This is a genomic window from Sulfurimonas hongkongensis (genome assembly GCF_000445475.1).
Lineage (GTDB): Bacteria > Campylobacterota > Campylobacteria > Campylobacterales > Sulfurimonadaceae > Sulfurimonas > Sulfurimonas hongkongensis.
In genome coordinates, this window is sequence record NZ_AUPZ01000006.1 from 1 (window position 1) to 14,889 (window position 14,889).

Annotated in this window: 14 protein-coding genes and 2 pseudogenes; 10 read left to right on the forward strand and 6 right to left on the reverse strand. The window is 30.5% G+C overall.

The features are described from left to right. Nucleotides 1–148 precede the first annotated feature (148 nt). From M947_RS17040 to M947_RS17080, 10 genes are all read left to right on the forward strand, one after another. Nucleotides 149–1,267 (forward strand): hypothetical protein, encoded by a 1,119-nt coding sequence (locus M947_RS17040; RefSeq protein WP_021287287.1) that lies wholly within the window; start codon nt 149–151, stop codon nt 1,265–1,267. 135 nt (nt 1,268–1,402) lie between these two features. Further along, nucleotides 1,403–1,798, forward strand: coding sequence for a hypothetical protein (locus tag M947_RS17045; protein ID WP_021287288.1), 396 nt, complete (start codon nt 1,403–1,405; stop codon nt 1,796–1,798). A 2-nt stretch (nt 1,799–1,800) separates the two neighbouring features. Next, complete coding sequence (locus M947_RS23225) at nt 1,801–2,838, forward strand: glycine zipper family protein (RefSeq protein ID WP_021287289.1); 1,038 nt, start codon at nt 1,801–1,803, stop codon at nt 2,836–2,838. A gap of 4 nt (nt 2,839–2,842) precedes the next feature. Next, nucleotides 2,843–4,360, forward strand: coding sequence for a hypothetical protein (locus M947_RS17050; protein WP_021287290.1), 1,518 nt, complete (start codon nt 2,843–2,845; stop codon nt 4,358–4,360). A gap of 110 nt (nt 4,361–4,470) precedes the next feature. Then, on the forward strand, nt 4,471–5,979 hold the full coding sequence (locus M947_RS17055; protein ID WP_021287291.1) for an HNH endonuclease signature motif containing protein: 1,509 nt from the start codon (nt 4,471–4,473) through the stop codon (nt 5,977–5,979). A gap of 90 nt (nt 5,980–6,069) precedes the next feature. Next, on the forward strand, nt 6,070–6,414 hold the full coding sequence (locus tag M947_RS17060) for a DUF4156 domain-containing protein (protein ID WP_021287292.1): 345 nt from the start codon (nt 6,070–6,072) through the stop codon (nt 6,412–6,414). Nucleotides 6,415–6,713: 299 nt separating this feature from the next. Then, on the forward strand, nt 6,714–6,947 hold the full coding sequence (locus tag M947_RS17065; protein ID WP_021287294.1) for an addiction module protein: 234 nt from the start codon (nt 6,714–6,716) through the stop codon (nt 6,945–6,947). Then, entirely contained in the window at nt 6,948–7,241 is a 294-nt protein-coding gene (locus M947_RS17070) for a type II toxin-antitoxin system RelE/ParE family toxin (RefSeq protein WP_021287295.1), read from the forward strand. 155 nt (nt 7,242–7,396) lie between these two features. After that, on the forward strand, nt 7,397–9,460 hold the full coding sequence (locus M947_RS17075; RefSeq protein ID WP_162139349.1) for a KAP family P-loop NTPase fold protein: 2,064 nt from the start codon (nt 7,397–7,399) through the stop codon (nt 9,458–9,460). Between the two features lie 6 nt (nt 9,461–9,466). Further along, on the forward strand, nt 9,467–10,153 hold the full coding sequence (locus M947_RS17080) for a Fic family protein (protein WP_021287297.1): 687 nt from the start codon (nt 9,467–9,469) through the stop codon (nt 10,151–10,153). A 91-nt stretch (nt 10,154–10,244) separates the two neighbouring features. Here M947_RS17080 and M947_RS17085 read toward each other — a convergent pair. The 6 genes and pseudogenes from M947_RS17085 to M947_RS17105 all read right to left on the reverse strand — a co-directional run. Next, nucleotides 10,245–10,607, reverse strand: a pseudogene (locus tag M947_RS17085) (transposase); the annotation flags it as partial. A 73-nt stretch (nt 10,608–10,680) separates the two neighbouring features. Continuing rightward, nucleotides 10,681–11,010 (reverse strand): annotated as a pseudogene (locus tag M947_RS17090) (ATP-binding protein); the annotation flags it as partial. Nucleotides 11,011–11,086: 76 nt separating this feature from the next. Next, nucleotides 11,087–11,422, reverse strand: coding sequence for a hypothetical protein (locus M947_RS23350; protein WP_021287301.1), 336 nt, complete (start codon nt 11,420–11,422; stop codon nt 11,087–11,089). A gap of 37 nt (nt 11,423–11,459) precedes the next feature. Beyond that, complete coding sequence (gene istA, locus M947_RS17095) at nt 11,460–12,200, reverse strand: IS21 family transposase (protein ID WP_021287302.1); 741 nt, start codon at nt 12,198–12,200, stop codon at nt 11,460–11,462. Nucleotides 12,201–12,301: 101 nt separating this feature from the next. After that, nucleotides 12,302–13,501, reverse strand: a complete 1,200-nt coding sequence (locus M947_RS17100) for an NAD(P)/FAD-dependent oxidoreductase (protein WP_021287303.1) — start codon at nt 13,499–13,501, stop codon at nt 12,302–12,304. 100 nt (nt 13,502–13,601) lie between these two features. Further along, entirely contained in the window at nt 13,602–14,888 is a 1,287-nt protein-coding gene (locus M947_RS17105; RefSeq protein ID WP_021287304.1) for an NCS2 family permease, read from the reverse strand. Nucleotide 14,889: the final 1 nt, after the last annotated feature.

Sequence of the window (14,889 nt, forward strand, 5' to 3'; positions counted from 1 at the left end):
GTGAGAAAAAAGTACCTTATCAGACACTTATAAATGCTTTACTTAGAAAAGAACTACAGTCAGTATAACAAAACCTCGTAGCCAATAAATGCCCTAGCGGTCATTTATTGGCTAGAGTCAACCGTTATAAACACAAGGAGACAAAACTATGGCAAATTTTTTTGCATTTATATTTTTCGGTTCAATTATTGGACTTATAGTTGGTATGTTCAAACCAAAGGCAGTTGTTAGGTGGAAAGAGGAAGCTTCACGAAAAGATGTTTTTAAAATATATCTTTCCTCAGTATTGGTAAGTTTAGTTGCAATAGGTATTTTTGCCCCAAAAGTTGAAAATAATAATAATGGTACAAAAGAAGAAGTGTCAATGACAGCCAAAGAAAAGCAACCTACAGTAGATGAAGATTACGAAAAAGACAAACAGGAAGTTTTAAAATTACTAAATATGTCTTATCATGATCTATTTCAAGTTGAAAAAGATTTTTCGTATTTTCAAAAAAATATAGATAGTGATATCTATACAGCTATTTCAAGTGCAAAAAGAAATGAACCAAAGATAATGAAGCTAACATACAAATCCTATCCAGATAACTTTGAAGATAGCAAAACAGAGGATATTGTAGAAAAATATATAGAGACACTACATAATTCAAATTTATTTTTACAAATGGCATACAATAACTTTCTTGATTATGTAGATAACAAGAAGCCTACATTAGTTGTAAAGTTTAAAGAAAATATACAATATTATCAAGCTTCAAAAATGCAAACTATCACACAAGCATTTTCTATCGGAGAAAAATACAAGTTAGCTTATGATGAGATGACAGAGACTTGGAGAGAGAAAAAATTTATTGAAGAAGATAAAAAGGAACTTCAAACAAAACAAGATAATCTTAAACAGACAAAACCATTTATAAATATGAAAGATTTCGATCCAAACACGCCTAAATATATCATTGCTGGTTTTATTACTACTTGGCAATACAAAGACTTTAAAGAAATGGTTCAATATACGCAGAAAAGTTGGAGAGACAGAGAAAATTCACCTGCTGGATATCTACTTAATAGTTTTGAATATAAAACATTAACAGATGCAAAGATTGAGAACATAAAAAAAAGAACAGATGATTTTTATGTTGCAATAATATCAATAAAATATAAAAATAGTTTTAACAATAAAGAAACTGTGGTCAAAATAACACCGACCATCATTAAAGAAGATGGAAAGTTTGGATTTAATCCAATTTCAGCGATAAGAGAACAGTAAGGTTTATAACAAAACTTTGGAGAGAAATATTTGACCCTAGCGGCTCAAATATTTCTCAACTCAACCGTTGTACTTACAAAATTAACTTTTAAGTAATATAAACTATTTATCAAATTAAATCAAAGGAATTAAAAAATGTTTTTAGCATCACTATCATATAAACAAAGAAAGGTTTTCTTAGGACTAGCAAAAGAAATATTAACCATAGATGACGGAATTATGGATAACCATGAAGAGGACTATCTAAGAGGTTTATGTTCAGAAATGTCATTAAGCTTTAATGATGAATTAACAGTTAAAAAATCAGAGATTAAAGATTATTTTAATGAAATAGAATCAAAAAAAATATTATTATTAGAATTGGTAGCACTAGGACATTCAAACAAAGATTATCATGAAGCACAAGATAAATATACAGATGAAATTTGTAATTTAGTTAATATCCCTATGAAAGAACTCAAAAACATAGAAAGCTTACTAGAACAATACAATAAAATTCAAAATAAATTTATATCATTTATAGAGAGCTGATTATGGGGTTTTTAAAAAGAACAGCTAATTTTGTAACATTTGGTGCAGTTGATAGAAGTGATGCAAAAAAAATTACAAAAAATGCCAACAAAAGAAAAGATGATATCAAAGAAGAGCTAGATGATGCAAAAGAAAATACACAAAATGATATTAAAAATTTAGGGATTTTAAAAGAAACTACATATTCAGAAACAATTAGTAGTTTTGTTAAATCATATGAAGTTATAGGAAAAGTTGATTTAAAACCATTAAAACAAAATGAAGCTTTGGATTATGATATTTTTCAAGCAGATTTTAAAGAAATGCAAATTATAACAACAAATATAAAAGAAATTTCTACAGCTGTTGTAGGTGGTGCATTAATAGGTACAACAGCAGCATTTGGTGCCATGGGAACTGCAGCAATTATAGGAACAGCCTCAACTGGTACGGCAATAGGAACATTATCTGGAGTAGCTGCAACTAATGCTACTTTGGCATGGCTTGGTGGTGGAGCAATAGGTGCAGGTGGTGCAGGTATGACTGGGGGAATGGTAGTCCTTGGAGGAATAGCACTAGCACCTGTCGTAGTGTTTGGAATGTTTATCGGAACAAATAAAGGAAAGCAAGTATTAAATGAAGCTAATAATTATTCTGATGAAATTGATGTACTTGTAGAAAAAGTAATAACATTGATAGCTGAGTTATCGCAAATAAGAAGAGGTTGCTACTTAATGAGTGAAAGTATACAAGGACTAGAAGCTTTAATGAAAGTTTATAATATTGAAATGGATAAAATAGCTTATAGATTGGAGCAAAGATCTGCTATATCAAAATTTATTGACCCAATAAAAAATAAAGTATTTAATATTGATATATTATCAAAAAAGGAAGCTGAAATATTTGCAACTTCTGCAAATATAGCCTCCATGTTAAGTGAGATTATAAAAATGCCACTCATGGATGAAGAAGGTGCTTTTATTAGTAATAGTTTAGAAGTTTTAGAATGTAATAATCAAGAAATTGAAGAACTAAAACTTCAAATAAATCATCAAGGATAATTTTATGGATTTATTTGGATTTAAAAAAAGGAAAAAAGAAAAAGATTTTACCAATGAAGTAAATGTAGCTATTAGTGCTGAATTAGAAAGGTTTGGATTTGCCAATGCTGAACACTTTAAATCACATACGGATTTAAGTAAAATTGCTGATAGTAGTATTAATCCAGAATATGTTGATAATAATTATCATCAACAAGCTGGATTTTCTGCTGAAATAAAAACAACAGCAAGAACAAATGCAAATAATATTATTGATGGGAAGAACACAAGAATAAGTAGGACTGATGACGTAGGAAGTGTTAATCACCCACAATTTGACCATGTAGAAGTTGATAAATATGGAAATCCAATTTTAGATACTAATGGAAAATATATGGGAGGTTCACAACAAAAAGTTTTTAAAAATCTTGACAGCTATAGAAAGCTTTATGGAAAAGAATTTAACCACTATAAAGATGCCATCTTAGATGTACCAAGTGATCAAATCAAAGATATTAAAACTGATTGGAATAATCAAATTTCAAAACTTAAAAAACAAAAACAAAATAGAATCGAAAGTGGAGACAGTGTTAAGGCAAATGATTTACAGAAAAGAATTGATGAAATAGAAAATGCTAAAAGTAGATTAAGAGATGCAAAAGTCACTACAGAAGAAGCTATGGAGGCGAGAAGAAACCATAATATAAGTATTGCTAAAGATATCGGTAAAATATCTCATAAAGCAGGTATAGAGTCTGCAAAAATTGGCGGCACTATTAGTGGTGGAATAAATTCAGCTAAAAATCTTTATGCTTATTTTAAAGGTAATAAAAGTGCTAAAGAAGCATTACAAGATATGGCAGTTGATACAAGTAAAGCAACAGCACTTGCTTATGCAAGTGGAGCAACAAGTTCAACTATTGGTGGAGTTTTAAAATCTTCAAGTAATCAAATTGCACAAAACTTAGCAAAAGGTAGTACACCTACTGTAATACTACAATCAGGAGTAATATTAGCAAAGCAAACAAAAAACTTATTATCTGGAAAAATTGATGCAAATGAATTTGCTAAAAATATTGGCCAAGAAGGAACTACATTAGCAACATCTTTAACGGGTGCAAATTTAGGAGCAGTTGTAGGAACTGCAATAATACCAGGTGTTGGAACAATTGTTGGTGGTGTCATTGGTGGTATGACAGCATCAATTATGAGTAGTGCAGTATATTCAGAATTACAAAAATCAATTCATGATACAGAAATATCAAATCAGCAAAGAGAAGCAATAAAAAATTATTGTAAAGATTTAATTAGTCAAGAAAAAGAGTACCGTGAATATGCAATGTCAATTTATGATAATTATTTTGACAAAAAAGAATTAGAAATAAAAGATGGATTCAAAACTGTAAGTTTGGCTATTCAAAATGGTGAAGATATAAATAGTGGCTTAGCAGTTATTGGTAAGGCTTTTAACATTGAATTGCAATTCAACAACACAGAAGAATTTAAACAACATATTAAAAGTGAAAAAACTTTAAAATTGTAACTTAAACTTTATCTAGTTAATAAGTACAACAAAATCTAGGAGAGAAATAGTTTACCCTAGCGGGCAAAACTATTTCTCAAGAAAGTCGTTAGATAGACAAGGAGATTTTTATGGCGATAACATTAAAGAGACAAATATCAGAAGATGAGAAGAATATTGTATTAGAAAAGTATGGTCATATTTGCTATGCAACAGGACATGAAATATTAGATGAAAAAGATATACATTTTGATCATATTAAAGCATTTGCAGATAATGGTGTATCTGAAATTGACAATATAGCACCAATGTGTAAAGAGCATAATTTAAAAAAAGGTAGATTACCACTTGAAGACTTTAGAATAAAGCTAAAACTTGAAACTTTTTTTCAACAAGGTCAAGCTTTGACTCTCAAAGATGAATTACAATATTTTCAGGATAATAAAGACATTAATGGCTTTGGATTATCTGTATATTCAAAAAGTACAGAAAATACTATTGAAATTGAAATTGCAAATAAAAAAACCACTTATCATCTTTTTACATGTCCAACGACACAATGGAAATATTTTTATGCATTAATACCCGTAGAAGCTATCAATAGTGACGATGATGAAGATGGGGAAATTGGACTACAACCAAGATATTTAATTTTGGATAAAGTATTTAATTTGTATCGTCACTTTCAAAAACATCCTGTTCTTCAACCATCAATTGCTAGACTATATAAAAATAAAATTTTAGTTTTTGATGGGCAACATAAAATTGCTTCTATGCTATGGGGTGGAAGAAAAGAATTTGAACTAAAAATATATATTAATCCAGACCCACAAATACTTAATAATACAAATATTGCCGCACATGATAAGTTTGCACAAACAAGATTTTACTCATCGATTATGGTTTCCAAACTTGGTTCTCAATTTGGAAAGCAATTTGAAGACTATAAAAATAAAGAAGATGAAGAGAAAAAAAGTGAACTCGGATTTATAAATCATTTAAAAATATCAGATGAACTAACTGTTGCCGAAGCAAACAAAAGATTTTACAGCTTTTTATATAATATGGTATTAGATCCAGAAGTAAATAATATAGTCCATCTTGTTTCAAAAAGTAATCGAAGTTCTAATGAATACCCACTGACAGTAGACATGTTAAGCAAATCACTGTTTAGTAATTTTTTATACAGACACCCACTTGATGAAGATATGGCTTCAAAGCACTATATAAGAGAAAAAGAAATAAATAACTTGATAAAACTTTTTAATATTTTTCATGATGAAGCACTTCATGATTGGGATGCTAATAAAAATTCAAGTGATACAAATCAGAATAAATTAGCAAGACTAATACGAAGTAAGTCTATTATGTCATGGTCAGAAATTTTAAAAGATGCAATTGCAGCCAAACTTGATGTTATAGATGCTGATGATAAAGAAAAACTATTTTATGGGGAAATATCTGATGAAAGCTTCGAGAAAATAAGACAAGTTGTAAGAAGATTGGTAGAATGGGCAATATGGTCTTTACCACAAGATTCAGAAATTGATAGAATTTTATCTGATAATAAAAGTGAAATCAAAAAATATATGAAAAGTAAAGGCTTAACTGCTGGTTATTTATTAGGTGCCCCAGAATAAAGGTATCTAACAAGTACTTGGAGAGAAATACGAAGCCAAAGCGCGGCTTCGTATTTCTCAAGAAAGTCGTTATATGAACAAAGGAAAAAAATGTATAAAGTGATAATTTTAGTTTTGGCAATTATTTTGTCTGGATGTTCAGCAAAAAAAGTTATGTTAGAAGCAAATAGTGTTGAAATTGTTAACGAACCTGTTAATAAAAGTAAATGTAAATTTTTGGGTGAGATAATTGGTTCTCAAGGAAATTGGTTTACTGGTGATTATACATCAAATAAAAATTTAGTTACTGGTGCGAGAAATGAACTTCGCAATGAAGCATACAAACTTGGAGCGAATATTGTTTATATACAAAATATGGCAAATACAAATGCTTGGGGTTCTCTTGGGACAACCAATACTACAGCTATTGGTAAAGCATATAAGTGTTCGTACTAACATATAACAAGTACTTGGAGAGAAATATGAAGCCAAAGAGCGGCTTCATATTTCTCAAGACAGTCGTTATATCCTGTATCATTATCATGATGCTAGATGATGTAACTATTTTATATAGTTGCAAATTCAAAAAAAGGAGTCTTACATGGGAAAAGGCGGATGCACTCCACCAAATGGTCCTAGTACAACAGGTAACCCATCTGGTGGCGGTAGAGGAAATTGCTCTCCTAAAAAATAATTAAAGAAAAAATATACATCATTTTGCTAAAATGATGTATATTCGAATATTGGAGTTAATCATGACAGCTTTAAAACAAGATGAGCTTTTTAATGAGATAGATATTTTACCAATAGATTTGAAAACTGAAATTGTTGATAAGATATTAGCTAGTATCACACCTTTAAACAGTGAAATAGATAAACTATGGATAAAAGAAGTTAACAAAAGAAAACAAGAGGTTGAGTCAAATTCCATTACATTAGTTGATGGAGACGAAGTTTTCAAAAAAATCTCTCAAAGACTCCACTCATAAATGACTTACTCTTTCCACCCAGATGCTGAAGTCGAATTAAATGCTTCAGTTGACTACTATCAAGAATGTAAAGATGGACTTGGTGCAGAATTTGCATATGAAGTTCAAAAAACAATCCAAAGAATTTTAGAATATCCTACTGCTTGGCAGAAACTAGATGAAGAAATAAGAAGATGCTTAACAAACAGATTTCCTTTTGGAATAATCTACTATCAAAGAGATAATGAAATTATTATTTTAGCTGTTATGCAACTTCACAGAAAACCAAACTATTGGAAAGAAAGAAAGATATAACAAGTACGAGGAGACCAATAATTTACCCTAGCGGGAAAATTATTGCTCACGACAACCGTTATCCGCTCACTGCGTGACCGGATAACGGGGGCGCGGGTTGTACCTAAGGAAAGAAGATTGAAAAAAATAATATTATTTATACACAGATGGTAGCTATGCAACATTTAGACATTCCAATTAATCATTATGACAGTGATAAATTAAACTTTAAACCATTTGCAAAAAAAGTTGCTACAAGTATATTAAATTATAATCAAAATGAGACTTTAATATTTTCGATTGAAGGAAGGTGGGGAAGTGGTAAAACATCATTAATAAACCTAATAGAAAATGAAATAAAAGGTAATGTTGAAGTATTACATTTTAATCCTTGGTTATTAACAGATATTAGTCAAGTTATTAAACTTTTTTTTGATGAACTTATAAAAATATTATCATATGGCTCGTTTAAAGTAAAATTAAATGAAGATATCAAAAAAGATTTAAAAAATTTAGCAAATATTTTGTTACCTGAAAGCATGACAATAAAGGTGCCTTTTATAAATATAGGCTATAAGCCAAAAGATGTTTTACTATCAAGTAGTGAAGATAGTTTAGAAAAAATCAAATTGAAAATTAATAAATATTTAAAAAATTTAGATAAAAAGATAGTTATAGTTATTGATGACATAGATAGATTGACAGACAATGAGACAGAATTTATTTTTAGACTCACAAAAGGTATAGCTGATTTTGACAATTTGATTTATATTCTATTGTATGATAAAACTATTGTATCTAAATCACTTCAAACATTTAAGCAAGAAGATGGAGAGAAGTATCTTGAAAAAATAGTACAGTACTCTTTATCTGTACCAAAACCGCATAAATTAACTTTACATAATTTATTATTTGAAAAACTAGACTTGATTATTAGAAAACTTGAAGATGATGGTAATCAAATATTTTTTGATAAAGACAAGTGGTATTATATAGTAAATAAGGTGTTTACAAAATATATTTTAACCATACGAGATATAAATAACATTATAAATATCATCTCTTTTGAGTATCCAATAGTTACAGAAGATGTAAATCTATCAGATTTTTTTCTTATTTCATTACTTAGAGTAAAGAATAATTCACTATATGAAAGTATTCAAAATACTCCTGAGAAATTTTTTATTGATACGGAAACGATGATTTTGGATGAACATAAGAATCAAGTGATAGAATCATTAAAAAAAATTATTAAAGATAATCAAGAATATAAAGAGATACTTAATTTATTATTTCCAATCATAGGAACAGATGAACTAGGTTATGAACAAAAACCAATAAATAAAGACCATAAAAACAAATATTTAGCTGATCCATATTATTTTGAGAATTATTTTTCTTTTTCAATGTCCGATGATAAATTAACACATAGAGAGTTTAAAGAGATAGAAAAATACTTTTTAGATAGTGACTTTGATAAATTTAAACAAGAAATACTAAATCTTGATAAAAATAGAAAAAGTTCCTTATTTTTAGAGATGTTTGAACAAACTAGTTTAGATAGCTTAAATAATCAAAATAAATTAAACAATGGATTTTATAATGCTGTAAAAATATCTTATCAACTAGAAGAGGGAAAATTTGATAAGAATATGGGGTGGACATATATATCTCCATCCATTAGATATATTTGGCTATCTTACGAAATATTGAGAAAAATTGATAACATCGATGCTTTTTTATTAAAATTCTTTACATTCATAGGAGAACAAGTTGTTCCCCTAATTATAAAAGTTGATATATATGAAAGAATAATAAAAGAAATATCTGAACAATCACATGAAAAATTAAATATTAAAGATGAAACAAAAGAGCAGATATTTAAACATTTGAAAAGTAGATTAGAAAAATTATCTTTAGATGATTTTTTGAATGATGATAAAATTGAAACTTATATCTTTTCAAGATATGATAAGTTTGATTTAACTTTGGATAAAATATCAAATGAATTAAATAATTATATTTTTAAAACAAATGATAATTTTTTTACAATTTTAAACAAATTTAAATATTGGCAAATGTCATCTGACGGTAACAGATGGCTTATTGCAAAAGATAGTTTAAATAAGTTAATTAGCTTAGAAGATGTTGAAAAGTACATAAGTGATTTAAAACAAAAAGATTTAAGTGATAATCAAAAAGAATTATTAGAAATATGGGATAGAAAAACAAGGTGGTAATAAAAAATGCAAAAACTAAATAAGCTAACGCTAAAACAAAGAGAAGAACTTTTTAGACAACTTCGTATTTCTATCACACATCACTCAAATGCAATGGAAGGCACAACACTTTCATTTGGAGAAACTAAAGAATTACTTGAACTTGGACACACAGCAGGGCATAAACCACTGGGTGAACAGCTTGTAATATTAGGCTTTGCAAAAGCTTATGATGTAATAGTTCGTGAAGCATCAAATAAAGAAAATATTATAGACAGTAGTTTTATCAAAGATATTCATGCCATTATGTTTGAAGATGCTCTAAAAGTGGCACCCCAATATGTATCTAAACCGATTGGAGCATATAGACTAGATGAACGATATATAAAAGGTGTAGATATAAAACTGTCTTTGCCACATATGATTTCAAACGATATTGAAAATTTACTCTATAGATTTCATAGTAATAAAATGGATTTACTAGATATATCAGAGTTTCATATACTATTTGAAAGAATTCATCCATTTGCTGATGGAAATGGAAGAGTTGGTAGATTAATAATGGCATTTCAAGCTATTCAAAATAATATAGTACCTCCACTTATAGAAAATGAGCATAGAGATGATTATCTAAAAGCTATAAACAATAAAGATGACTTGTGTAAATTTTTGGATGAGAGTATTACTAAAAGTTTAGAATTGATAGATTTATAGGTAGATTGTCAAAAATTCACTTGTTTTTAAAAGCCCACCAAAATGAGAGACCGTTTAAAATTTCGTGTCAGCTACATTTAGTAACATAAAGCTACACCTCTAAATATTTATCCAGCCTCCCTTCGAAAAAGATAGCAAGTTGAGAAATAGTCAGTGACCAATTTCTCACTGGCATACTCCATTTTTTACTTGCATTTTGTATCCCTAAATATAGTAATTTCAAGAGTGAATTTTCATTTGGAAACGCACCTTTAGTTTTAGTTAGTTTTCTAAACTGGCGGTGTACTGATTCTATAATATTTGTAGTGTAAATTGTCTTTCTAATCTCTGCTGGATACTTGAAAAATACAGATAGATTCTCCCACTTATTATTCCAAGAGTTGATGACAAGTGGGTATTTTTTACCCCATTTGTCATCAAGTTTGAGTAGTTCTTCTTCTGCTACTTCCTTAGTTGTCAAGAGCGTAGTTAAATTAGGCATTTTTTCGTAAAATTTTTTACGAATTGTAACCTTAAGCGACGAGGCTTTATTTCACTCCTTTTACTGATTTTTTAGTCTGAAACTTATATAAATCTGAATCTACTACACCTTCTTCTTTTTTCTCTTTTAAGCGATAGGAATCACCAAGTATATTTATGACATGAGAGTGATGTAAAAGTCTGTCAAGTATAGCTGTAGTAACAACTTTATCATTAGCAAATATTCCACTCCACTGACTGAACACTAAGTTAGAGGTAACGATAGTAGCACCTCTTTCATATCTTCTTGATATAACTTGAAAAAAGTGATGAGCGTCTTCTTTACTCATAGGGAAATAACCTATTTCATCTATCACAAGCAAGGAAGGTGTCATGATAGATTACTTAATTCATAATGCTGTTTATTTAGAATAGGCAGTTGTAACTCTTTACATAAACTTTCTATCTTCTCATTTAGTGCCATAATGCACCTCCAACTGCATACACTGGTACAAGTATATAAGTCATAGCAGGGATGAAAGCATCATAACTTTGTAAATCTCTTGTGGGTATATGTATACTTATTCTATTGGATGTTTGCTTATCTTGTGTTACACTTTTAGCTGTAGCTTTTATTGGGTGGATTCCGTGATAAGGCTTCGGTAGAGGTAGCAACTGCAATTGCTCTTCTGCCAACATGTCAAATGGCCTGTAAAGTGTTGTTTGATGTATTCTCGCGTTAGCTGTAAAGTCTAGCCAATCCATAACTTCCGCATTAGCGTTTTGTAAAGTCATTTTATAACCCATCATTGAGAGCCTTGTTTTAAACATATTGTGAAAACTATATCTAAGATATAAGATAGTGATTGAACCGTTCTACTTTACCTTTCGTTTGAGCACGATAAGGCTTACAAACTTTTAGTTGCATCCCACAGTGTTTCTGGGCAAAGTCACGAAGCTGTTCGTTAAATTTATGTTTGCCATAGCCATAAGCATTTCGTTTTATGATGACAGTTTTCATATTGTCATAAAGTCCTTCTGCTGGTACACCACCGAAGTAACTAAATGCATTCATATGACATTTAATAAGAGTATCAACTTTCTCATCACTTACATATTCGGCATAAGATGCACGAGAATATCCCATTGTAGCTACAAATGCAGATAAACCATCTTTAGGAAACTCAACCCAGTCCACTTGCATCTGCTGACCTTTTTTAGTCTCAAACCTGACTAACGGTTCTTCATCTTTAACTTTTTGACGTAGTTCATGGCTTCGCACAACTTCATTCATCCAGCGCAATGAACCTCTATAACCTAGCTTTTGAATTTCTTGATATACTGATGTATTTGGAATCTCTATACCAAGTTTATATGCTTCTTCTAGCATCATGGCAATATTGGGGAGGTATGGATCTACAGTTGTTGATACAGGCTCTCTTTTTATTACAGGAACATAGCCTTCAGGTAACTTGGCATATTTAGTAACTGTATTTCTATTGATACCTAGTTTACGAGCAATTGCAACTTTACTCAATCCATCTTTGAGCATTTTATGAATCATTTTTACTTCACCTTTTTTAAGCATTTGTCTCCTTTCAAAAATTTGAAAAAAGACTTTAACAAAATTAATTTGTTTATTTAAGCTTTGGGTTGTAAAAACTACTTTTTAAGCAGCTTTCTTGCTGCCTATTTTAACTCCGCTCGTGACATATATCCCGCATTTATACGAAGGCGAAGCCCAAGATAATAGAGCTTCGCTATAGCCTTTTTTAGAAGATATGCCGTATATCCACTCACTTTTATAAAACCAAATAACTCACCTACTGAGTATTTTCCACCTAAGGCTATAAAAATTCCCAGCATGCTTGCATCAAATGGTTTGACTCTCTTTTTGTTTATTTTGCTCATTATTGTTTCTGCCACGTACTCAGCACTTCTCTCTGCACTCTGCGCCGTGGGAGGAAGAATCTCTCCCTTTGCATCTTTAATCTCAACGCAATCGCCTATTGCAAAAACATTCTTATGATTGTCTATGTTTAACTCTGCATTTGGTATAAACTGAGAAATACTATTCTTCTGCACATCTATTGAATCGTTTAAATGAGATGCTTTTATGCCGCCTGTAAAAATCATAAAATGGTACTTTAATTTTTGAGAATCTTTAAAGTAGATATAGTTCTCATCCATCCTGTCTATAAAAGTCTCTGTTAAGATATTTACATCTAAAGACTCTAACCTTTTTTCGGTGTTTTTTATAATAAACTCGCTCATCCCAGGTAAAATAGTTTTACTCGCATCAATAAGATAGATTTTTATACTTTTTACTCTATCTCCGATAGTTTTTTTATATGCCTCTATAACATATGCCATCTCAGCTGCAACTTCTACACCACTTAATCCTGCACCGCCTATGACTAAGTTTATATCTTGGCTCTCTTTTGTATTTTGCAGTTTTTTATATATTAGATTTTCAAACTCAACTCTGAAATTAAAAGCTCTATGTAAATTTTTCACTCCGTAGCTATGCTCTTTCAATCCTTCTATAAATGAGAAAAAGTTTGTTCTAGCACCAGTTGCTATAATTAGATAATCATAATCTATTAGAGAAGTAGCACTCTTTACTAACTCTTTGTCAAAATCAACACTTACTACTTTGTCTTGAATAAACTGGGCCCTCTCTTTAAAGCCGTCGCACCACTCTTTTAAGTCAATCACCAAGTCATGCATATCAAATTTTCCTGCAATATACCCATAAGCTTCGGTTTGGAGATAATGATATGGATTTTTATCAATTAGAACAATATCTATACCGGCATCTTTAGATAAAAACTCAACAGCCCTAAGCCCTCCGTAACCTCCGCCAATAACAACTACTTTTTTATTCAAATTTTGCCTTTTCGTGCATTAATAGCTAAAATTATACAATACAATTACACCACAGGGGTAGCATATCAACTTTTATAATATACTCTCTCGTAACTGATTTTTACAAAAAGAAAAAGATTAAAATACCTGCTAATGCTAAAATTATCATCGCTGGTGATATCTCTTTTGTTTTTCCTTGTATGATGTTGACAAGCATATAAACTAGTGCTCCAAGGAGTAAACCATTTGTTATGGAATATGTCATGGGCATACCTAAAACAATGAAAAATGTTGCGTATTTACTTGCATCATTTGTATAGTCTATGTTTTGTAGTTCACTAAACATCATAATCCCAATGACAATTAAAATAGGATAGATTGCATTGGGCGGTATGGCTTTAAAGAGTGGAAGGAAAAAGAGCGGTAGTAAAAACAAAAAACCTGTTGTAACAGCGCTAAGTCCAGTTCTTCCACCCTCTTCAACTCCCGCAGCACTCTCAATAAATGAAGTGGTACTAGTAACACCAGCTACTCCACTTAGCATTGTTCCAACTGCATCAGCTTCTATGGTTTTTTGCAGGGCCCTAGAGCCTTCTTCATTTTCAAAAAGTTTTGCTCTCATACCTACCCCTGTTAATGTTCCAAGTGTATCAAAGAGATCTGTAAGTAAAAATATCAAGATTAGAGGTAAAAAACTAAGACTTAAAGCTGATAGTATGTCTAGCTCAAAAGCGATTGGAGCCATTGACGCAGGTAAAGATATTAACTCCTTTGGCATAGGCGATATTCCCACTCCCCATGCAAAAAGTGTAGCAACTAAGATAGAGAGAATAAAAGCACCTTTATACTTTTTAACGCTAAAATAAATAGCTAAAACTAAGCCAAATAAAGCGAGTAAAACGCCACTATCTTTAAAGTCTCCTAGTGTTACTAAAGTTGAGTCATTTGCAACAATTATTTTTGTCTGCTCTAACGCGATAAAAGCTATAAAAGCTCCAATACCTGCACTAACAGCTCTTTTTATATCTACAGGAATAGTCTCTATAAGCCATCTTCTAGCAGGAGTAATACTAATGAGAACATACAAAACTCCAGATATAAAAACTATCCCCAAAGCAGTCTGCCAAGGTATACCCATACCATTTACAAGACCAAAACTAAAATATGCATTTAAGCCCATTCCTACACTCATAGCTATAGGAGTATTAGCCCATAAGCCATTGAGAATAGATACAAAAACACTCATAACTATGGTTGCAGTTATCAGTGCATCATAGGGCATACCACTCGCACTAAGTATGTAGGCATTTACGGGAATGATATAGAGCATTGCTATAAAAGTCGTAAATCCGGCTGTAATTTCTGTTCTTATATCTGTTTTGTTTTCTTTGAGTTTAAATAGATTCATA

What these genes read in the sequence shown, in the direction of transcription:
- M947_RS17070 (WP_021287295.1), top strand. Translation starts at nt 6,948, where the DNA reads ATGACTTACTCTTTCCACCCAGATGCTGAAGTCGAATTAAATGCTTCA.
- M947_RS17060 (WP_021287292.1), top strand. Translation starts at nt 6,070, where the DNA reads ATGTATAAAGTGATAATTTTAGTTTTGGCAATTATTTTGTCTGGATGT.
- M947_RS17040 (WP_021287287.1), top strand. Translation starts at nt 149, where the DNA reads ATGGCAAATTTTTTTGCATTTATATTTTTCGGTTCAATTATTGGACTT.
- M947_RS17050 (WP_021287290.1), top strand. Translation starts at nt 2,843, where the DNA reads ATGGATTTATTTGGATTTAAAAAAAGGAAAAAAGAAAAAGATTTTACC.
- istA (WP_021287302.1), bottom strand. Translation starts at nt 12,200, where the DNA reads ATGCTTAAAAAAGGTGAAGTAAAAATGATTCATAAAATGCTCAAAGAT.
- M947_RS17075 (WP_162139349.1), top strand. Translation starts at nt 7,397, where the DNA reads ATGCAACATTTAGACATTCCAATTAATCATTATGACAGTGATAAATTA.
- M947_RS17105 (WP_021287304.1), bottom strand. Translation starts at nt 14,888, where the DNA reads ATGAATCTATTTAAACTCAAAGAAAACAAAACAGATATAAGAACAGAA.
- M947_RS17045 (WP_021287288.1), top strand. Translation starts at nt 1,403, where the DNA reads ATGTTTTTAGCATCACTATCATATAAACAAAGAAAGGTTTTCTTAGGA.
- M947_RS17055 (WP_021287291.1), top strand. Translation starts at nt 4,471, where the DNA reads ATGGCGATAACATTAAAGAGACAAATATCAGAAGATGAGAAGAATATT.
- M947_RS23225 (WP_021287289.1), top strand. Translation starts at nt 1,801, where the DNA reads ATGGGGTTTTTAAAAAGAACAGCTAATTTTGTAACATTTGGTGCAGTT.
- M947_RS17065 (WP_021287294.1), top strand. Translation starts at nt 6,714, where the DNA reads ATGACAGCTTTAAAACAAGATGAGCTTTTTAATGAGATAGATATTTTA.
- M947_RS17080 (WP_021287297.1), top strand. Translation starts at nt 9,467, where the DNA reads ATGCAAAAACTAAATAAGCTAACGCTAAAACAAAGAGAAGAACTTTTT.
- M947_RS23350 (WP_021287301.1), bottom strand. Translation starts at nt 11,422, where the DNA reads ATGATGGGTTATAAAATGACTTTACAAAACGCTAATGCGGAAGTTATG.